Below are 19,300 nucleotides of genomic sequence, written 5' to 3'. Positions count from 1 at the left end.
TGACTTACCAACGTAACGCAGCTGTGCTTACAGGCGCATCCCACAAAGTCGTCAGCGCATCGTCCAGCAGCGTCACCGTGATCGACATGCCGGCCATGTCGAGCGACGTTGCATAGGTTCCCACGAGCCTGCGCGAGACCACCAGGCCGCGCGCTTCGAAAAAGCGCCGGGCAAGGCCGAACATGACGTAAAGTTCGGAGGGTGGCGTTCCTCCGAGGCCATTGACGAGGAGCAGGATGCGCTGTCCTTCGGCAGGCGCCAGATCAGCGAGTATCTGGTTGCAGACCAAGGTCGCAATAGTGGAAGCATCGGTAATCTTCTGGCGCGACCGGCCTGGCTCACCATGGATGCCGACACCGACCTCCATCTCGTCGTCACCAAGCGCGAAAGTCTCCCGCGTTATCTGCGGCACCGTTGCACCGCGCAACGCGACCCCCATGGTCCGCGTCGCGGCAATGGCTGCTTCACCGACCGTCTTCAGCGTCGCGAGATCGACACCGCCTTCGGCGGCAGCGCCGACAATCTTCTCGACGATAAGCGTGCCCGCGACGCCGCGGCGTCCTGTACCGCGCGCGGTCCGCTCGATCGCGATATCATCATTGACGATCAATGTTTCGATCCGGTGTGAACCCGAAGATACGGCCATCTCCGCCGCCATCTCGAAATTCATCAGGTCGCCATCATAATTCTTGACGATCAGAAGCACGCCCGCGCCATTGTCGGCCTCCTGGATGGCACCGAGTATCTGATCCGGCGTCGGCGACGTGAAGACATGTCCGGTACAGGCGGCATCCAGCATGCCCTTGCCGATAAAGCCGACGTGCATCGGCTCGTGGCCTGCACCTCCACCGGCGATGACCGCAACCTTACCGGGGGTAAACACCCGACGACGAATGTGTTTTCGTCCCTGCCCGAACGCGACGAGATCCTCATGCGCAGCAACAAAGCCCTCCAGGCTGTCGGCGGCCAGCGATCCCGCATCGTTCATGAATTTCTTCATCGATCTCCCCGGAAACAATCGTATCCGAGCAACCGCAATTTGCCAGCCCCGTCCCTGTATTGTCTTTTCCCAAAACCACGGCAGCCCGCATTCTAATCGGCCTCACGCGATAGAGAGACCATCTTCTGGACGAAATCCTGGATGGCCTCATCGAGCATCTGATTCTTCTTGTCATCTCCGAAATCGGCAACCATCAGCGTCAATTGCCGCAACCCGGCGGCATGCCCGAGATCGGGCAGTTTTCCCGGATGGGCCAATTGATAGGCCTCGAGGAAACGGTCCTGCTCGCCCTTGCTGACGTGGCAGACCTGAAAGATCGTCGCGAGATGCCTGGCTGGCAGCGGCGTGGAATAGCTGGGGCTGGTAATCTGCGTGACAAAGCTGCGGTGTTTGCCCAGTGCCGCGGCCAGTCGCTGCCGTGTCCCAGAGGGACGATTATCTATGATCGTCGCAAGGATGGCCTTATAGGCGGTGATCGCATCCTCATTTGCGTCGCGCGCCATTGTCAGCTTCCCGTCTTGGTGTGATGAAGCGCTGTCTTTAGGGCCGCAAGCTGCTGGGGAGCAACGGAAAACTGCTTGAGGCCACAGGCCAGCAGTTCCGACAACGCATCCGGAATGCCGGCAAGGTCGCCACAAATGCCGATCGGCTTGCCCATCATGTCCGCCATCGCTACCGTTTGGCGGATCAACCGCAGCAGCGCCGGCCGCGTTTGCTCATAGAGGCTGGAAGCCGCGGCGCTGTCCCGCGCTGCCGCGCTCAGATATTGGGCAAGATCATTGGTCCCCAGCGAAAAGAAATCCGCATTCTCGAAACGATCGAGCATCAAGGCTGCCGCCGGAACCTCGACCATCATGCCGATATCCGGCATGCGCGACGCCACATGCCGTCTCGCAAGCCCCTCCGCCTCTTCCGCAAAGATGCGCCGCGTCACTGTGATTTCGGACGCAACCGTGACCATCGGCAGCATGACCTTGAGGTTGCCAAGGACCGCCGCACGGAGCAAGGCGCGTGCCTGCACCCGGAGCAGATCCGGATGCGCAAGAAGCAGCCGGATGCCCCTCATTCCAAGGAACGGATTGCGTTCGTTGGCACCAAACCCGCCAAGTGCCTTGTCACCGCCCAGATCCAGCAGCCGCACCGTAACCGGCCGCTCGCCTGCCCAGGACAAGGCCTCACCATAGAGACGATATTGCCGCTCCTCGTTGGCAAGATCGGCAGTGGAAGACATCAGGAACTCGCTGCGCAGCAGGCCGATACCCGCGCAGTCGGCGCTCACGGCAGCGAGTTCCGCCGGATGGCCGATGTTGACCAGGCAAGTCATGCCACTCTTGATTTCGCCGTCCGGTGGAAGATTTGACTTGGCCGCCGACGCGCTTGTAATTTCGATGGAACACAAGGCTTCTGCAATATCCGTTTCTGTTGGCTCAGGCAGAACAATTCCCCTGATGCCGTCGACCATCAGCCGCATACCATTTTCCAGCGGGACAGGTCCAAGGCCAACGACCATGGGCACTGACCGGGCGCGGGCGAGCATCGCGACATGGCTCGCGGTGCTGCCGGCGCTCAAGGCTATGCCGCCACCGCTCGTCCAGTCGTGGGTCAGAAAGAGGCTGGGGGCGATGTCCGCGCCGACAAAAATTGATCCTGCGGGGAAGTCATCCGCCCTTGTTCCGTTCAGCGCGCCCAGGACGCGGTTGCGAATGTCGATTACATCAACGGCCCGAGCGCAGATATCGTCGTCGTCCGAGCTTTCAAAGCCGGCAATATAGTCTTCGATTGCGGAAACCCAGGCCAGAACGGTCCCTGTTCCATCGTCCGCCCGATCGGAACCGATATCGCGGATTGCGGGATCGGAGAGCATCTCCACCTGGAATTCCAGAATATTGCGGCTGTGCGGATCGGCAGCCGCCATCAGTGCCTGGAGATCGGCAATGGCCGTTTCGATAGCAGCCGCCAGGATTTGCGGATCGCCAGGATGGGCAACCGGAACTGCGACAACAGGATTCGGCCCGATGTGGACCGCACCGACGGCAAGGCCGATGCCATTGCCTTGTCCACGCCAGCTCCGCCCAGGAAGGTCACGCGCCCCGGACATGCGATGCTTCCCCGGCTGGATCCTGGACTTCGCCGAAGTCGTTTGCAAAAAGCGCTTCCAGACCGCGGATCGCCTCTTCGGCCCGCAGACCACTGGCACGGATACGCAGGGTCGATCCCTTGCGAATCCGTGCGCCCATGACCTTCACGATGCTCTTTGCACTCAGCCAGAGACCTGAGCGATTGACTTCGATCTCGATCGTGCACGGAAAGCTCTTGGCAAGCCGGGTAAACAACACCGAGGGACGTGCATGCAGGCCGACACCATGGGTGATCAACAGCTCGACGGAAGCCTGCGCGCCCGGCGAGGATAGCTCTGCCTGCAAACACGTTCGTTTCTCCGTCATGACGGCGAAAGCTCCTCGGCAGTCGCAACGACCCGTGCCAGCGATGCGCCGCCCGACGCTTCGGCCGCGGCCATCACCGCGCCTTCGACGATCGGCGCGTTGCAGATCGCAATCAGGGCCGAACGCGGCGCACCAATGGCCTCGACGGCCATCTCGCTGTTGGTTTCCGCACCACCCAGATCAACGAAGATTGCAACACCTGCGTCCGACCAGGCATCCTCGATCGCCTGAAGGATGGCGGCCATGTCCGTCCCCAGTCCTCCGGCCGGATTGCCGCCGCACCAGGCAAGCGGGACGCTATCGCCGACCATCTGGCGAACCATGTCCGCGGCACCCCTGGCGATCAGCGGCGAATGGGAGACGATGACGATGCCGACATTGTTGGTGGCGGCGCTCATGCCCTGCATCCTTCGTTCAACGCGCGGCAGACAGCCGCAATCAGAAGCGCGCAACTCGCCGCACCGGGGTCCATATGGCCGATGGACCGCTCGCCAAGAAACGATGCCCGTCCCCGCATGGCTTGCAGGGGAACCGTGCTCTCTGCAAACGCGAATGCCATACCTGGCAGGCCTTCGATATCGTGCTGCTCATCCAAGAGATCAGCAACTGGATAAAGAACGTCAAGCAGCGTCTTGTCGCCGCCCTTTGATTTGCCTCGTTTTGCAACGGCGTCCACCGCCTGCTGGAATGCGCTCGAAAATTCATTGTTCACGACGCCGCTTCCAAGCGCCCTGCCAAGCTCAATCAGAAGGGTGCCATAAAGCGGGCCTGAGGCACCGCCGATCGTCATGACGAGAATTCGACCAGCCTCAACCAGTGTTTCGTCAATCGGCAGGGCATTGAGCAGTTCGCGCTCGGCAAGCAGCGCGTCGAAACCACGCAGCATGTTTGTCCCGTGATCGCCGTCGCCGATAGCGCAATCAAGTCCGTTCAGGCGATCCGCATGGGTGGCGATTTCCGATCGGCACCTCTCGATCAAAGCGCCGATCGAGACGGAGACAGGCGACTGAGCAATTTGAGCGGTAGCGTTCATGCGGGCTCCAGCAAACCGGCGAGTGCTGCAAAAACCTGCGCCACAGCATAGGCGCCGGGGTCCATCACACCGTCGAGTTCGCGTTCTGCGATATAGGCCGAACGGCCAGCTTTGGCCTTGCGCATCGACTCGGTTGCCTCAGCCCCTTCGCCGAAGCGACAGATGCCGCCTGAATGCCACCACTCACCAGAGCCTTCAGGGCCGGTTCCAGCGCATCGACCATGGTCCGATCGCCCGGCTTTGCGCCGCCGTAAAGGTCATGCGCTCCAGCCCCGACAGCAGGGCTGCAGCCATATCGCCTTTTTCCGCCTGTGCCTTTCCAGCGGCGGTGAAGAAGATGGACAGAAGAACACCACTCGACCCGCCCATCACCGTCCCAAGCGTATCACCGACAACGGCGAGAAGGGCTGCCGGATCGGCAAGCGGCAGCCGGTCCTTCTGCGCAAGCAGGCTGCGCGCGCCGGTCGCGACTGTCGAGCCGGTATCGCCGTCGCCGGCTTTTGCATCCAGACGGTTGAGCTCGGCCTCGATCGAGATCAGTCTTTCACAGACCGTCGTCAACACCTTCTCGACCACCGCATCCTGGCTCGCCGGTGCCCGCTGCGAACCGGCCGGGACTGCCGGTACTGGCAGGATCGCCACGTCATGGACAATCACCGGTGGAACCCAGGCATGCGGTGCGACGGGGAAGCCCAACGCTTCTTCCCGCGCCGCGTCGAGTCGGATCAGCGACAGCGAGAAGCCATTCATATTCAGCGCCGTCATCAGCGGTGCCGGCCCGATCGTCAGGGCGATGCTCTTTGCAAAAGGCGAGGATAGGACCGCATGGGCGATCAGCGTCATTTCCACCGGCGGCACGGCGCCGAGATTGTTGATCAGCAGGCAGTAGCGCGCGTCAGCCTGCATGGCAGCCGACAGCCGCTCCGTCATGATCGCGACGATCTCGTCCGCCCGCTGGACAGCGATCCGCTCGACGCCCGGCTCACCATGGATGCCGAGGCCAAGCTCCCCTCCTGAGACCCGAGGCGCTCCTCGTAGGCTTGGCCCGGGATCGAGCAGGAGGAGAAGGAAACGCCGAGCGAGACGATATCACCGGACGCTGCACGTGCCGCCGCAGCGACGTCGGCCAGCGATTTTCCGTTTTCAGCCAGATAACCGGCGATCTTGTGGACGAAAAGCGTGCCGGCCACCCCGCGCGGCTGGTTGATATCAGGCAACGCGATGTCGTCCGCAAGGATGACCATCTCGACATCGAAACCCTCTGCACGGGCCTTTTCCGCTGCCAGACCGAAGTTCAGGCGGTCGCCGGTGTAATTCTTGACGATCAGCAGGCAACCCGGCTTGCCGGTGACCGCCCGGATGGCAGTAAGAACCGCATCGACGCTGGGCGACGCAAAGATTTCCCCTGATACCGCCGCCGTCAGCATGCCCTTGCCGACGAAGCCGGCATGCGACGGCTCATGACCGGCACCGCCGCCGGAAATCACCGCAACACGCGACTTGTCCCAGTCGGCACGAACGATCACCTTGATATCCGGATAGCTGTCGAGGCGCGCGAGCATGCCTGCCGGCGAGGTGCGCAGAAGGCCGTCCAGCGCTTCGGTAACGATGTTTTCCTTGACGTTGAAGAAGTGTTTCATCGCATTCATCCAGTGCGGTTTTGATCGGCATCCTTTCCGCTGGCGGCAAGGAAAGCAATCGCGTGTTGTGCATCACACCAGGCGCTGCCCATCCGCACCGAAATAGAGCGGATCCTTCAGCGTCAACGTAATATTGTCGCCCGGCTTGACCGGAACATAGGGATTGGCCAGCGTCACCAACTTGTGGCCGGCGATGCGCATGTGCAGGTGGCTTTGATCGCCCAGATGCTCGATCCAGTCGATCTGCGCATTGGCATTGCCGTTTGCAGCCTGGATTTCCAAGTGTTCCGTGCGCGCTCCAACTGTTTTAGTGCCCGGTGGCGGCTGCGCGCCCGGTACGAGCCCGGCTGGAATCAGATTGATATGCGGCTGGCCGAGGCGCGCGGCCACATGCAGATTGGCCGGGTTGCTGTAGATTTCGCGCGGCGTGCCGACCTGCACTAGCCGGCCGTTATCGAGGATGCCGATACGATCGGCCATGGTCATGGCTTCGATCTGGTCATGGGTCACATAAAGCAGGGTCGAGCCGAGTTCGCTCTGGATGCGTTTCAGTTCCAGCCGCAACTCGCCGCGCAGCTTGGCATCGAGCGATGACAGCGGTTCGTCCATCAGGTAGATTGCAGGCTTTCGCACCAGTGCCCGGCCGATGGCAACGCGCTGCATTTCACCACCGGAAAGCCGGGTTGAACGGTTTTCCAGCTTGTGGTCGATCCGGACCATCTTCGCGACTTCGCGGACACGCCTGTCGATCTCGTCGGCAGCCATCCGGCGGGCTGGCGAACGCAGCGGAAAAGCCAGGTTCTCGTAGACCGTCAGATGCGGATAGAGCGAATATTGCTGGAAGACAAAGGCGACGTCGCGGCTGGCCGGCGCAAGGCTCGCCATGTCCTGTCCGCCGATCGTGACGCGGCCCTTGTCCGGCCGCTCCAGCCCGGCGATCAACCGCAGGGTGGTCGTCTTTCCTGCCCCGGTAGGACCAAGCAAGACCACGAATTCGCCGTCCCTGATTGTCAGCGTCAAATTGCTGACGGCCGGATTGTCACCGAAGGACTTCGAGATGGATTGCAGGGAAACCTCAGCCATGACGGGCCTCCGTGTACAACGATGACTGGACGGCGCGCCCGGAGGCGCATTCGAACAGCGACAGTTTTTCGCTGTTGAGTTCGAGACCGACGGTTTCACCGATCCGGAATGTCCGGTCCGCCGACACGCGTGCCTTCAGGAGGCCCTTGCCGGTTTCGACGGCGACGATCTGGTTGGTGCCGAGATATTCCGCGCCATAGACCGAGCCGCGCAAAGCCGAGCTGTCATTGAAACGGATATGTTCCGGCCGAACTCCGAGCGCTAGTTCGCCCGGCGCCAGATCCTGATGCACTTCCGGCAGTGCGATCTCCACACCATCGAAAGATACGGAGCCCGCGCCCTTTTGAACACCTGCCGTAAACTTCAGGAAATTCATCGGCGGCGAGCCGATGAAGTCGGCGACATACATGGACGCCGGGCGGTTATAAATTTCCTGCGGCGTGCCGAACTGCTCGATGATGCCGTGGTTCATGACGGCGATCTTGTCAGCCATTGCCATGGCCTCGTGCTGGTCGTGGGTGACGTAAACGGTCGTCGCATGGATGCGGTTGTGCAACTCGCGCAGCTCATGCACCATGACCTCGCGGAACTCCGCATCAAGCGTGCCAAGCGGTTCGTCCATCAGGAAACATTTCGGCCGCCGGACGATTGCCCGGCCCAATGCCACACGCTGTCGGTCACCACCGGCAAGGCCCGAGACGGACTTGTCAAGGATATGCCCGATCTGCAGCAGTTTCGCCGTCTCCTCGACGCGCGCCTTGATCTCCGCCTTCGGCACGCCCTGGCTGAGAAGCGGAAAGCCGATGTTCTTGCGCACATTCATATGCGGATAGAGCGCAAACAGCTGGAACACGAAAGCAATATCGCGGGCGCTGGCCCGGTTGAAGCTGACATCCTCACCATCGAGGAAGATCTGGCCGCTTGTCGGCAGCTCGAGCCCGGCAATCATCCTGAGCGTCGTCGTCTTGCCGCAGCCGGACGGTCCGAGCAGCGCCAGAAACTCGCCGTCCGCCACGGTAAAGCTTGAATCCTGTACGGCAACAAATTCACCGAAGTCCTTGCGCAGGTTTTTGACCCTGATCTCCGCCATGGTTTACTCCGGAAATTTCGAGACAATAATGAACATCACGGTCCCGGCAAGAAGCGTGACCAGCGAATAGGTGTAGAGAACCAGTGCGAAAGGCTGGAACAGCATCAGGAAGCCGATGGCGATCAGGGCCGTGGCGATGTTTTCCATAGCCCCGCGCCGCAGGAAGAACGGACGTTTCGGTTTGGCGGTTGCCGGATTTTCGTGTGTCATTTGCGAACCGCTCCGAAGGTGATGCCGCGCAGGAGTTGTTTGCGCAGAAGGATGGTGAAGACGAGGATCGGTACGAGGAAGATCGTGGTGCCGGCGGCAACCGCCGGCCAGTCCTGTCCGCCCTCGCCGATGATCGTCGGGATAAAGGGGGCGCGGTTTGCGCGGAACCGGAGGTCAGGAGGACCGCGAAGGCATATTCGTTCCAGGCGAAGATCAGGCAGAAGATGGCGGTCGCCGCGATGCCGGTCGTCGCCTGCGGCAGCACCACTTTGCGGAAGGCCTGCAGCCGCGTATAGCCGTCGATCATCGCCGCTTCCTCATACTCCCGCGGGATTTCGTCAATGAAACCCTTGAGCAGCCAGACGGCGAGCGAAACGTTTACGGCGGTATAGAGCAGGATCATCCCGAGCGCCGTGTCCGAAAGGCCAAGCTCGCGATACATGAGGTAGATAGGGATCGCGACAGCAATCGGCGGCATCATGCGCGTCGACAGGATGAAGAACAGCAGATCGTCAGCCAGCGGCACCTTGAAGCGCGAGAACCCGTAGGCCGACAACGTGCCGAGGAAGACGGCAAGGAAGGTCGAGCCGAAGGCGATGATCAGCGAATTCTGGAAGCGGGGCCAGTAGTTGGACGGACCGGCAATGACCATGTTGCGGTTGCGGGTGATCTCATCACAGGTCGAGACCGGCGCCCCGAGCGACTGGATGTATTCCGGCGTCTGCCGGGTCCGGGTCGTGAAGAGGTTGCAATATCCCTCCAGCGTCGGCTGAAAGACAATCTTCGGGGGATAGCTGATCGAATCCGGCGGTGACTTGAAGCTCGTCAGGAAGATCCAGGCGAGTGGCACCATGGTCACGATCGCATAGAGGATGACGATCGCCCCGGCGATGCGCTTGGTCGTCTGGCTCGGCTCGACGACGGAATGGGCGGTGTTCGCGGTGCTCATCGTTGTTTCACCCTGTTCAGCGCTTTGACATAGATGTTGGCGAGCCCGAAGACGGCGACGAACAGGATGATGGCGAAGGCAGAGGCCCGACCCGTGCGCCAGCTTTCGAAGGCCTCGCGCTTCAGCGTGATCGAGGCGACCTCGGTGGTCGAGCCAGGCCCGCCACCGGTCAGCAGCACGACCATGTCGAACATCTTGAAGTTCTCGATCGCTCGGAACAGCACGGCCAGCATGATGAACGGCAGCGCCATCGGCACGGTGATCGACCAGAACTGCCGCCAGGCCGACGCGCGGTCCACTTCCGCCGCCTCGTAGATGTAATCCGGGATCGACCGCAGGCCGGCGAGGCAGATCAGCATCACATAGGGCGTCCACATCCAGGTATCGACGATGATGATGGCCCAGGGCGACAGCGTCACGGAACCGAGCATTTCGAAGGAGGACGGCTCGACGCCGGTGAAGAAGGAATAGACATAATTGAACAGGCCGATCTGCGGCTGGTAGAGGAACCGCCAGAAATTGCCGACCACGGCCGGCGACAGCATCATCGGAATGAGGATGACGGTCGTCCAGAAGGCATGGCCGCGAAATTTTCGGTCGATCAGGTAAGCCAGCGCAAAGCCGATCAGCATCTGCAGAAGGATCGTCCAGAAGACGAAATGCGCCGTCGTCTGCATCGCCTGCCAGATATCGGGATCGTTGAGCACACGCTGATAGTTAGACAGCCCGACGCCTTCGATTTCGGCATTGGGTCGGTTCGCCCGGAAATTCGTGAAGGAGAGATAGACCGCCCAGATCAGCGGGAAGATGTTGATGGCGAGAAGCAGCACGATCGTCGGCAGGATGAAAACCCAGGCGATCGAGCGATCGGACAGGCCGCGGACACGGTACACAAGCGGCACGGGCGTCGCTCGTACGGCCTTATCCGCGGCCTTGTCCAGAACAGTTGTATTGGTATCGGTCACGGGCATCACCTGGAACGAAGAAAAAGCGGAAACATGTCGAGAAACGGCCGCCCGGATTTCACACCGAGCGACCATTCCGGGAGGATGTCAGAGTTTCCCGTCGTCTTCGAAGACTTCCGTCCAGTCCTTGACCAGTCCGTCGAGCGCTTCTTTCGCCGTGCCCTGATCGGCGACCACGTAGTCGTGCAGGCGTTTCTGCGTGGCCTGCAGCAGGATGGCGTAGGATGGTTCCTGCCAGAAGTCCTGCACCTGGTTCATGGCAACCAGGAAGTCGGCCGCAAACGGCTGGCTGTCCTTGAACGACGGATCGTTCAGCACCGCATTGTGCACGGCATAACCGCCGAGCGACCACCATTTCTTCTGCACGTCGGGCTGGGCGAACCATTTGATGTAGGCAAGCGCGCCATCCATATTATCGGTGTTGGCAACGACCGAGATGCCCTGCCCGCCAAGCGTCGAGGCATTGGTCGTGCCCTTCGGATTGTTGAAGAAGCCGATCTTGTCGCCGCCGACATTCTCGTCCTTGACGAGGCCGGGGAAGAAGGCGAACCAGTTCATTGCCATCGCCGCCTGCCCGGATTTGAACGCATCCAGCGTCTCACCCATATAGGCGTCGGTATAACCCGGCGGCGTGCAGCACTTGTAGAGTTCCTTGTATTCCTCCAGCCCCTTGACGGCATCGGCGGAATTCACGGCACCTTCCATGTCATACTTGCCCGGCGTCATTTCATACTTGAAGCCATTGGCGTACAGCGCCTGCGTAGCGCCCATGGTGATGCCTTCGGACGCGCGCTCGGTGAAGATCGCCGCGCCATAGACCTTCTTGCCGTCGATATCCTTGCCGTTGAAGAACTTCGCCGTTTCCAGAAGCTCCGGCCAGGTGGTCGGCGGTGCGAGATCGCGTCCGGTCGCAGCCTTGAATTCCGCCTGGATTTCCGGCTTGGCGAACCAGTCCTTGCGATAGAACCAGGCATTGGCGTCGCCCATGGCCGGAAGCGCCCAGTAGTTCGGCGTACCTTTCGGCCAGGTCGAATAGGCATTCACCGCGGCCTGCGCGAAATCGCTCATCTTGATCCCTTCCTTGTCGAAGAAATCGTTGAGCTTGACGTAGTAGCCGTTCTCGGCGGAACCGCCGAGCCACTGGCTGTCGCCGATCAGAAGATCGCAGAGCTTGCCGCCGGCATTGAGTTCGTTGAGGATGCGATCGGCGAAGTTCGGCCACGGCACGAACTCGAATTTCATGTCCGTGCCGGACTGCGCCGTAAAATCCTTCGACAGTTCCACCAGCGCGTTTGCCGGATCCCATGCCGCCCAGCAAAGGGTGAGTTCGGCTGCCTGCGACACACCTGCCGAAAGCGTCAGCGCCGTTGTTGCCCCCAAAAGGGCCTTGGTCATTTTCCGCATGTATTCCTCCCAGATACAGAAGCAGGCACCACGCCGGCTTCGGGAATTCCCACTGTTCGCGCGGCATGGCCCCTGGTTCAAAAGGGCGCAAAGCTGCGCAACTGCCATCCACCGGGGCCGCCACCAAACCTTACAATTTCACCTGAGCTCCCCGCCCTTCGCTCGACGGCTAAATCTCGCCGTGTTGAGCAATATGTTTAGTGATATGTATTTTACTCAACATGACAAGAGGCAATCGTTGCTGCATTGCACCCATAACGTGGGAGGTTCGCGCGACAGTTTTCCGGAAAATGAAAAATTACTCAACTAAACAAATAGTTCAGGCAGCGGATAATCGTGAGCATCCGCAAAACAAAAAATCCCCGAACGCGACGAACGTTCAGGGATTTGACGATGTTAGGCCGTTGACGGTGCTGAAGCCGAGGGATCAGCCCATGCGTTCCGAGGCGTAGGAGCCGGGGCTTGCCGGGAAGACGACAGTCCGGTTGCCGTTGATAAAGGTGCGATTGTGAATATGGGCATGCACGGCGCGGGCCAGAACCTGGCTCTCGACGTCGCGGCCGATCGAGACGTAATCCTCGGCTGACTGTGCATGGGTGATGCGGGCAATGTCCTGCTCGATGATCGGACCTTCATCAAGGTCGGCCGTGACATAGTGCGCCGTCGCGCCGATCAGCTTCACGCCGCGCTCATAGGCCTGCTTGTAAGGGTTGGCACCCTTGAACGACGGCAGGAACGAGTGGTGGATGTTGATGATCTTGCCGGACATCTTCTGGCACATCGAATCCGACAGGATCTGCATGTAGCGGGCAAGCACGATCAGTTCAGTTCCGGTCTGCTCGACCACGTCCATGATGCGGGCTTCGGCCTGAACCTTGTTGGCCTTGGTCACCGGGATATGGTGGAACGGGATATCGTGGTTGACCACGACCTTCTGGTAATCGAAGTGATTGGACACAACGCCGACAATCTCGATCGGCAGCGCGCCGATCTTCCAGCGATAGAGCAGGTCGTTGAGGCAGTGACCGAAGCGCGACACCATCAGCAGCACCTTCATGCGGTGCTCGCTGTCGCGGATGTCGGCATTCATGCCGAAACGGGTCTTGACCGCTTCGAAGCCCTTTTCCAGCTTCTCCAGCGAAGCGCCCTCCTGGCTGATGAAGGTCAGGCGCATGAAGAACAGGCCGGTTTCCAGATCGTCGAACTGCGAACTGTCTGTGATGTAGCAGCCCTCATCCGCCAGATAGCCGGTGATCGCCGCGACGATGCCGCGGGTGGATTTGCATGAAACGGTCAGCACATAGCTCTTCATGGTCTTTAAGTCTTTCGTTTGGGTCTTGGCTGGCCCTCCCGGCCCAGCATCGTGGAACGGAAGCTAGCGCGATGCCGGCCTGCCCGTCCATCCGTTTCGCGACATCGGATAGCAGGAACAGGCCATGCCGTCTGTTCTGTTCTTGGAACTTGGCCCTAGGCTCAGATATCGAGCGTCGTCTGCCGTTCCCATTCGGTAAAATGAGAGCAGTAGGTATTCCACTCGCCGTGTTTGAGCTTGAGATAGGCTGCGGAGAATTCGGTTCCCAGAGCGGCCTGAAGCTCGATATCCTTTTCGTATTCGCGCAGCGCATCGAGCAGGTTGAGCGGCAGCCGCGGCGCGTCGGTTACTGTGTGGCCTTCCTTGTACATGTCGATGTCATAGTGACGGCCCGGATCGGCATTCTGCCGGATACCGTTGAGACCGGCGGCAATGATGATCGCCTGCAGGAGATAGGGATTGACCGCGCCGTCCGGCAGGCGCAGTTCGAACCGGCCGGGGCCTGGCACGCGAACCATATGGGTGCGGTTGTTGCCTGTCCATGTCACCGTATTCGGTGCCCATGTAGCGCCGGAGATCGTGCGGGGCGCGTTGATGCGCTTGTAGGAATTGACCGTCGGGTTGGTGACGGCGGCAAGCGCGGACGCATGCTTCATAATGCCGCCGAGGAAGGTCTTGCCCTTGGCCGAAAGGCCGAACGGCATGTCCTTGTCAGCAAAGGCGTTGACCTTGCCGTCAAGGTCCCAGACGGAAATATGAGCATGGCAGCCGTTGCCGGTCAGCCCCTTGAAGGGCTTGGGCATGAAGGTGGCGCGAAGGCCGTGTTTCTCGGCAACCGACTTCACCATGAATTTGAAGAAGGAATGCTTGTCTGCCGTCTGCAGCGCGTCGTCATATTCCCAGTTCATCTCGAACTGGCCGTTCGCATCCTCGTGGTCGTTCTGGTAGGGCTTCCAGCCGAGTTCGAGCATGTAGTCGCAGATTTCGGCAATGACGTCATAGCGGCGCATGACGGCCTGCTGGTCATAGCAGGGTTTCTCGGCCGTATCGAACTCGTCGGAGATTTTCGAGCCATCCGGCGAGATCAGGAAGAATTCCGGCTCGACGCCGGTCTTGACGCGGAGCCCCTCCTTGGCGGCTTCCGCGACCAGCCTCTTCAGCATGACGCGCGGCGCCTGTTCGACCGGCTTGTCTTCCATCACGCAGTCGGCCGCGACCCAGGCGACATCCTTCTTCCAGGGAAGCTGGATCACGGAGGAGGCATCCGGGAGTGCAAAAGGTCGGGATGCGCGGGCGTAAGGTCGAGCCAGGTGGCAAAGCCCGCAAAGCCCGCACCGTCCTTCTGCATGTCAGCGATCGCTTCAGTCGGAACGAGCTTGGCCCGCTGGCCACCGAACAGATCGGTATAGCTGATCATGAAATATTTGATGCCACGTTCCCTGGCAAAGGTAGCAAGATCGAGTGTCACTGTGTTCCCCTTTGGATTATTCAGACACTTTTTCGTGGAAAGGCCGCTACCTGTCTTGGGAGATCAGGCAACGGCCAAATTGTGGTTGGTCAGAAGCCTCCCTTGCCCGGGATCCAGCTGGTCCCGGCCAGCGGCACCTGTGCCATGGCGGAGGCTTCGATGGTGAGCGCCACAAGGTCTTCCGGTTCCAGATTGTGCAGGTGGTTCTTGCCGCAGGCACGCGCGATGGTCTGTGCTTCCAGCGTCATCACCTTGAGATAATTGGCAAGACGGCGACCGGCGGCAACCGGATCGAGCCGCTTTGCAAGCTCGGGGTCCTGGGTGGTGATGCCGGCCGGGTCCTTGCCCTCGTGCCAGTCGTCATAGGCGCCTGCTGTGGTGCCGAGCTTCTGGTACTCTTCTTCCCAATGCGGATCGTTGTCGCCGATGGCAACCAGCGCCGCCGTACCGATCGCGACCGCATCGGCGCCAAGCGCCAGAGCCTTGGCCACATCGGCGCCGGAGCGAATACCGCCGGAGATGATCAGCTGCACCTTGCGATGCATGCCGAGATCCTGCAGCGCCTGGACAGCGGGGCGGATGCAGGCGAGCGTCGGCATGCCGACATTCTCGATGAACACGTCCTGCGTTGCCGCCGTACCGCCCTGCATGCCGTCAAGCACCACCACGTCGGCACCAGCCTTCACGGCAAGCGCTGTATCGTAATAGGGGCGTGCGCCGCCAACCTTCACATAGATCGGCTTTTCCCAGTCGGTGATCTCGCGCAGTTCGAGAATCTTGATTTCAAGATCATCAGGGCCGGTCCAGTCTGGGTGACGGCAGGCCGAGCGCTGGTCGATGCCCTTGGGAAGGTTGCGCATGTTGGCAACACGGTCGGAAATCTTCTGGCCGAGCAGCATGCCGCCGCCGCCGGGCTTGGCGCCCTGGCCGACGACGATCTCGATCGCATCGGCACGGCGCAGGTCTTTCGGGTTCATGCCATAACGGGACGGCAGGTACTGGTAGACCAGGGTCTGGCTGTGGCCGCGCTCCTCATCCGTCATGCCGCCGTCGCCGGTGGTGGTCGAGGTGCCGGCGATCGTCGCACCGCGGCCCAGCGCTTCCTTGGCATTGCCCGATAGCGCCCCGAAACTCATGCCGGCAATGGTGATCGGCGTCTTCAGCACGATCGGCTTCTTGGCATGACGCGCCCCGAGCACAACGGAGGTATCGCATTTCTCGCGATAACCTTCGAGCGGATAGCGCGAGATCGAGGCGCCGAGGAACAGCAGGTCGTCGAAATGCGGAACCTTGCGCTTGGTGCCGGCACCGCGGATGTCATAGATGCCGGTTGCAGCAGCCCGGCGGATTTCGGCCAGCGTATAATCGTCAAAAGTCGCTGACTTGCGCGGCGGGGTATAGGGGTTGTGATAGCTCATGAACGGCTCCCTGCCTTAATACGCATCAGCGTTGTCGATATTGAAATTGTAGAGCGTGCGGGCCGAGCCGTAGCGCTTGAATTCTTCCGGCTTGACGTCGGTGACGCCGGCCTTATCCAGAAGTTCGGCCAGCAGCCTCAGATGCTTCGGCTTCATTTCCTTCTGGATGCAGTCGGCGCCGAGGCTCTTGACCTCGCCGCGCACGAACAGCTTGGCCTCATAGAGCGAATCCCCGAGCGCATCGCCGGCATTGCCGAGCACGACGAGATGGCCGGACTGGCCCATGAAGGCCGACATATGGCCGATGTTGCCACGAACGACGATGTCGATGCCTTTCATCGAAATGCCGCAGCGCGACGCCGCATTGCCCTTGATGACCAAGAGACCACCCCGGCCGGTGGCACCCGCATACTGGCTGGCGTCGCCTTCGATGACGACCGTGCCCGACATCATGTTTTCCGCAACACCGGGGCCTGCGGACCCGTGAACCGTTACCGTGCCGCCATCGTTCATGCCGGCGCAATAATAGCCGACGCTGCCGCGCACTTCGACGGTCACCGGCTGGTCGATGCCGACGGCGACGGAATGGCTGCCGCGCGGATTGACGACCTCGAAGTTCGTATCATTGGTGCCGGGGGCAATGGTGTGGAGCGCGCTGTTGAGGTCGCGCAAAGGCGTGGTGGCAAGATCGAAGGTGCGCATCGCTTCCAGACTTTCTCGTTTTAGGCTGACATTCACGTTCAGGCGGCCTTCTCATGATCCCAGAAATAGACAGTTGCTGGCTCCGGCTCCCAGACCCGCGCATTCTCGATGCCCGGCAGATTGACAAGCGCGCGGTATTCGGAGCCGAAGGCGATATACTGATCGGTCTCGGCCATTACGGCTGGCTTGCAGGCGATCGGATCGCGCACCACGCCGAAGCCGGACTTGGTGCCGACGACGAAAGTGAAGAAGCCGTCGAGATCGTCGAGCGCACTGGTGAGTGCCTCGCCCAGATCCTTGCCCTTGGCCATTTCTGCGGTGAGATAAGCGGCGGCGACTTCCGAGTCATTCTGCGTCTCGAAGGTCATGCCCTCTCGCACCAATTCGCGGCGCAGGTTGTTGTGGTTGGAGAGCGAGCCATTGTGCACGAGGCACTGATCGGCGCCGGTCGAGAACGGGTGGGCGCCGAGCGTCGTGACGGCCGATTCCGTCGCCATGCGGGTGTGACCGATGCCATGCGTCCCGCCCATCGCGCGGATGCCGAAACGGGAAACCACATCCTTCGGAAGACCAACTTCCTTGTAGATCTCGACGCTGTCGCCCGAGCCCATGACGCGGATGTCGGGGCGCTCTTGGGCAAGCAGGTCACGTACGACCGATGCCTGCGCGGCATCTGTCTCTATTACAGCATGGGTGCTTTTCAGCTCCACCGTAACGCTCGCATCTGCAGCCTTCAGCAGCGCTTCCAGCCCTGCAAAATCCGTCGTTGGCTTGGCCGATTGAACCGTGAGTTTCGCACGGCCGTCGGCGGGTGCGCCGTAAATTGCAATGCCCGCACTATCCGGCCCACGGTCCGTCATAATGACCAGCATATCGGACAGCATGGCACCCAATTGTGGCTCCAGGCTCTTGTCCTTCAAAAACAATCCGACAATTCCGCACATGGGGACGATCCTTCAATTTATCGATGAAAGATCGATAGCAGCTGTCGTTTTCCATTTCAACTGAGAAGAAACTTTTTTCTTTTAAGGCAACATTCCTTCAGCTCCTCGGGGCTCTCTCCCGGCGGTCAGGCGCTATAAGAGCGATGCGCGGGAAATAGGTGCGATAACGCGCGACATCCCGCGTCAGCAATTCCATACCCCCGACTGCAGCATGTGCGCCAATGAAGAAATCCGGAAGCACACCGGTTCGCAAACCACCCGCTTTTCGATACTTTGCAAACACCTGCCCCGTCAGGAAAAGAGCGGCTTCAGGCATTGGCACCCGCTTCAACCCGGCCTCTTCGACAAATGTATCAAGGCGCTCGATACGGTCGTAGCGAACCGAAAGTCCGGCATAGACAATATCATTGATGAACAGCGGCCCCCGTAACGCTGCAGCCTCCAACTGCTCGATCGACCATTGACACCATTCTGGGTCATCGGTGACCAAATCCAGAAGGACATTGGTATCGACAAGCGTCACTCTTCACCACGGGTGAGCGCCATAATGGCTTCAGTGCTCAATCCTTTTCCCGCATGTCCACGCAAAGTTGCGAAACGGCCAACGCTGGGCTTCTTATCTGCGCGGGTTATCACAACAGTTCCATCTGCGGCGCGATTAAAGTCCACACGGGTTCCCGGCACGATTCCCAGAAAGTCCCTGACCTGCTTGGGTATCGTGACTTGGCCCTTTGTTGTGACTGTCGCACTCATGATTCACCTCGGTAAGGAAAGTCATTTCCAAGGTATTACATATCATCATAGTATTCAACGATGGCCGACTTCCAATTTAGCTATTTCTACAGTTCGCGATTTCCATTTCCTACATCCCCTGCTTCTGCGGATAGGAAATGATCGAGAGATAGCGGATCGGCAGTTTCACCAGTTCTTCCGGGCCATGGCGGGCATCGGCGTCGAAAAACAGGCTGTCTCCGGGCCGCATGGTGAAGAGCCGGTCGCCGTGGCGATAGACGACCTCGCCCTCCAGCATGTAGAGAAACTCCATGCCTTCATGTTGAAACGCCGGAAACGTATCGGAGTTGGCGCTGAGCGTGATAAGATAAGGCTCGACGACGACACCAGCGGTGTTGTTGTCGATATGGCCAAGCAGATTGTACTGATGCCCGGCGCGTGTGCCGCGGCGCTCCAGTTCCACCCCTCGCCGGCCTTGACGAAGACGGCATTGCGCGGCTCCTCGTAGCGGCGGAAAAACGCCGTGACCGGAACGCCGAGTGCGCGCGACAGGGACTGCAGCGTCGTCAGCGACGGTGAGATATTGCCATTTTCGATCTTCGACAGCATGCCGAGCGAAATGCCGGTGGCGGTCGCCAGGTCGGTGACGGTGATCCCGAGTTTCTTGCGGAAGGCGCGCACCTCATGGCCGATGGCGATTTCGAGATTGTTTTCCTTCGGTTCGCGCAGGGCATGCGGGTCCTGAAGGAAGGCTGCCTTCAGGGCCGGTCGCTCATCGTCGGTCGTGCGGCCGATGTCGACCTCTTTCACCTTGCTTTTCGCCATGCCAACCGCGTTCCTTCCCGTGTCCAGTTGAGAAAAGACTATCCTGAGAGTGAAAATTTCTCAACCGCCAAGAAATTATCC

At 60.3% G+C, this 19,300-nt stretch carries 17 protein-coding genes and 4 pseudogenes; all 21 read right to left on the bottom strand.

The window, feature by feature from the left end; translation table 11 throughout:
• Positions 1 to 4: 4 nt before the first annotated feature.
• Entirely contained in the window at positions 5 to 1,000 is a 996-nt protein-coding gene (dhaK, locus tag P6U16_RS15130; RefSeq protein WP_277701240.1) for a dihydroxyacetone kinase subunit DhaK, read from the bottom strand.
• A 92-nt stretch (positions 1,001 to 1,092) separates the two neighbouring features.
• Complete coding sequence (locus P6U16_RS15125) at positions 1,093 to 1,503, bottom strand: hypothetical protein (RefSeq protein ID WP_277701239.1); 411 nt, start codon at positions 1,501 to 1,503, stop codon at positions 1,093 to 1,095.
• Between the two features lie 2 nt (positions 1,504 to 1,505).
• Positions 1,506 to 3,098 (bottom strand): putative PEP-binding protein, encoded by a 1,593-nt coding sequence (locus P6U16_RS15120; protein ID WP_277701238.1) that lies wholly within the window; start codon positions 3,096 to 3,098, stop codon positions 1,506 to 1,508.
• The gene (locus P6U16_RS15115; RefSeq protein WP_277701237.1) at positions 3,082 to 3,444 is read right to left on the bottom strand and encodes an HPr family phosphocarrier protein; all 363 of its coding nucleotides are present in this window, start codon (positions 3,442 to 3,444) and stop codon (positions 3,082 to 3,084) included. The genes P6U16_RS15120 and P6U16_RS15115 overlap by 17 nt, the downstream gene beginning before the upstream one ends.
• Positions 3,441 to 3,842, bottom strand: a complete 402-nt coding sequence (gene dhaM, locus P6U16_RS15110) for a dihydroxyacetone kinase phosphoryl donor subunit DhaM (RefSeq protein ID WP_277701236.1) — start codon at positions 3,840 to 3,842, stop codon at positions 3,441 to 3,443. The genes P6U16_RS15115 and dhaM overlap by 4 nt, the downstream gene beginning before the upstream one ends.
• A complete protein-coding gene (dhaL, locus tag P6U16_RS15105) occupies positions 3,839 to 4,477 on the bottom strand; it encodes a dihydroxyacetone kinase subunit DhaL (RefSeq protein WP_277701235.1) in 639 nt (212 codons plus the stop codon). Before dhaL ends, dhaM begins: the two co-directional genes overlap by 4 nt.
• A pseudogene (locus P6U16_RS15100) lies at positions 4,474 to 6,117 on the bottom strand (dihydroxyacetone kinase subunit DhaK). The gene dhaL and the pseudogene P6U16_RS15100 overlap by 4 nt, the downstream one beginning before the upstream one ends.
• A 72-nt stretch (positions 6,118 to 6,189) precedes the next feature.
• Positions 6,190 to 7,200: an ABC transporter ATP-binding protein gene (locus P6U16_RS15095; RefSeq protein WP_277701234.1), complete on the bottom strand. Its 1,011-nt coding sequence runs from the start codon at positions 7,198 to 7,200 to the stop codon at positions 6,190 to 6,192.
• Positions 7,193 to 8,290, bottom strand: a complete 1,098-nt coding sequence (locus P6U16_RS15090; protein ID WP_277701233.1) for an ABC transporter ATP-binding protein — start codon at positions 8,288 to 8,290, stop codon at positions 7,193 to 7,195. Before P6U16_RS15090 ends, P6U16_RS15095 begins: the two co-directional genes overlap by 8 nt.
• A gap of 3 nt (positions 8,291 to 8,293) precedes the next feature.
• Entirely contained in the window at positions 8,294 to 8,500 is a 207-nt protein-coding gene (locus tag P6U16_RS15085; protein WP_277701232.1) for a hypothetical protein, read from the bottom strand.
• Positions 8,497 to 9,449 (bottom strand): annotated as a pseudogene (locus tag P6U16_RS15080) (carbohydrate ABC transporter permease). The gene P6U16_RS15085 and the pseudogene P6U16_RS15080 overlap by 4 nt, the downstream one beginning before the upstream one ends.
• Positions 9,446 to 10,414, bottom strand: coding sequence for a sugar ABC transporter permease (locus tag P6U16_RS15075; RefSeq protein ID WP_277701231.1), 969 nt, complete (start codon positions 10,412 to 10,414; stop codon positions 9,446 to 9,448). Before P6U16_RS15075 ends, P6U16_RS15080 begins: the two are co-directional and overlap by 4 nt.
• Positions 10,415 to 10,501: 87 nt before the next feature.
• Complete coding sequence (locus P6U16_RS15070; RefSeq protein WP_277701230.1) at positions 10,502 to 11,818, bottom strand: extracellular solute-binding protein; 1,317 nt, start codon at positions 11,816 to 11,818, stop codon at positions 10,502 to 10,504.
• 427 nt (positions 11,819 to 12,245) lie between these two features.
• Positions 12,246 to 13,130: a formyltetrahydrofolate deformylase gene (gene purU / locus P6U16_RS15065; protein WP_277701229.1), complete on the bottom strand. Its 885-nt coding sequence runs from the start codon at positions 13,128 to 13,130 to the stop codon at positions 12,246 to 12,248.
• Between the two features lie 161 nt (positions 13,131 to 13,291).
• Positions 13,292 to 14,598: pseudogene (gene glnT / locus P6U16_RS15060) on the bottom strand (type III glutamate--ammonia ligase).
• Between the two features lie 89 nt (positions 14,599 to 14,687).
• On the bottom strand, positions 14,688 to 16,016 hold the full coding sequence (locus P6U16_RS15055) for an FMN-binding glutamate synthase family protein (RefSeq protein WP_275786299.1): 1,329 nt from the start codon (positions 16,014 to 16,016) through the stop codon (positions 14,688 to 14,690).
• Between the two features lie 15 nt (positions 16,017 to 16,031).
• Positions 16,032 to 16,718 (bottom strand): GXGXG domain-containing protein, encoded by a 687-nt coding sequence (locus P6U16_RS15050; protein WP_277701228.1) that lies wholly within the window; start codon positions 16,716 to 16,718, stop codon positions 16,032 to 16,034.
• A gap of 38 nt (positions 16,719 to 16,756) precedes the next feature.
• Entirely contained in the window at positions 16,757 to 17,662 is a 906-nt protein-coding gene (locus P6U16_RS15045) for a glutamine amidotransferase family protein (RefSeq protein WP_277701227.1), read from the bottom strand.
• A 97-nt stretch (positions 17,663 to 17,759) separates the two neighbouring features.
• The gene (locus P6U16_RS15040) at positions 17,760 to 18,185 is read right to left on the bottom strand and encodes a type II toxin-antitoxin system VapC family toxin (RefSeq protein ID WP_277701226.1); all 426 of its coding nucleotides are present in this window, start codon (positions 18,183 to 18,185) and stop codon (positions 17,760 to 17,762) included.
• The gene (locus tag P6U16_RS15035; RefSeq protein WP_277701225.1) at positions 18,182 to 18,415 is read right to left on the bottom strand and encodes an AbrB/MazE/SpoVT family DNA-binding domain-containing protein; all 234 of its coding nucleotides are present in this window, start codon (positions 18,413 to 18,415) and stop codon (positions 18,182 to 18,184) included. The genes P6U16_RS15040 and P6U16_RS15035 overlap by 4 nt, the downstream gene beginning before the upstream one ends.
• A 109-nt stretch (positions 18,416 to 18,524) precedes the next feature.
• Positions 18,525 to 19,219: pseudogene (locus P6U16_RS15030) on the bottom strand (XRE family transcriptional regulator).
• Positions 19,220 to 19,300: the final 81 nt, after the last annotated feature.

This window comes from Rhizobium sp. 32-5/1 (assembly GCF_029537235.1).
Lineage (GTDB): Bacteria > Pseudomonadota > Alphaproteobacteria > Rhizobiales > Rhizobiaceae > Pararhizobium.
The sequence above is the reverse complement of the archived record's forward strand: the minus strand, read 5'-3'. Positions and strand labels throughout refer to the sequence as shown.

Coding starts and splice junctions, on each gene's coding strand:
- P6U16_RS15095 (WP_277701234.1), bottom strand. CDS start 7,200: ATGGCTGAGGTTTCCCTGCAATCCATCTCGAAGTCCTTCGGTGACAAT.
- P6U16_RS15050 (WP_277701228.1), bottom strand. CDS start 16,718: ATGCGCACCTTCGATCTTGCCACCACGCCTTTGCGCGACCTCAACAGC.
- P6U16_RS15120 (WP_277701238.1), bottom strand. CDS start 3,098: ATGTCCGGGGCGCGTGACCTTCCTGGGCGGAGCTGGCGTGGACAAGGC.
- P6U16_RS15125 (WP_277701239.1), bottom strand. CDS start 1,503: ATGGCGCGCGACGCAAATGAGGATGCGATCACCGCCTATAAGGCCATC.
- dhaL (WP_277701235.1), bottom strand. CDS start 4,477: ATGAACGCTACCGCTCAAATTGCTCAGTCGCCTGTCTCCGTCTCGATC.
- dhaM (WP_277701236.1), bottom strand. CDS start 3,842: ATGAGCGCCGCCACCAACAATGTCGGCATCGTCATCGTCTCCCATTCG.
- P6U16_RS15085 (WP_277701232.1), bottom strand. CDS start 8,500: ATGACACACGAAAATCCGGCAACCGCCAAACCGAAACGTCCGTTCTTC.
- P6U16_RS15070 (WP_277701230.1), bottom strand. CDS start 11,818: ATGCGGAAAATGACCAAGGCCCTTTTGGGGGCAACAACGGCGCTGACG.
- P6U16_RS15090 (WP_277701233.1), bottom strand. CDS start 8,290: ATGGCGGAGATCAGGGTCAAAAACCTGCGCAAGGACTTCGGTGAATTT.
- dhaK (WP_277701240.1), bottom strand. CDS start 1,000: ATGAAGAAATTCATGAACGATGCGGGATCGCTGGCCGCCGACAGCCTG.
- P6U16_RS15045 (WP_277701227.1), bottom strand. CDS start 17,662: ATGTGCGGAATTGTCGGATTGTTTTTGAAGGACAAGAGCCTGGAGCCA.
- P6U16_RS15115 (WP_277701237.1), bottom strand. CDS start 3,444: ATGACGGAGAAACGAACGTGTTTGCAGGCAGAGCTATCCTCGCCGGGC.
- P6U16_RS15055 (WP_275786299.1), bottom strand. CDS start 16,016: ATGAGCTATCACAACCCCTATACCCCGCCGCGCAAGTCAGCGACTTTT.
- purU (WP_277701229.1), bottom strand. CDS start 13,130: ATGAAGAGCTATGTGCTGACCGTTTCATGCAAATCCACCCGCGGCATC.
- P6U16_RS15035 (WP_277701225.1), bottom strand. CDS start 18,415: ATGAGTGCGACAGTCACAACAAAGGGCCAAGTCACGATACCCAAGCAG.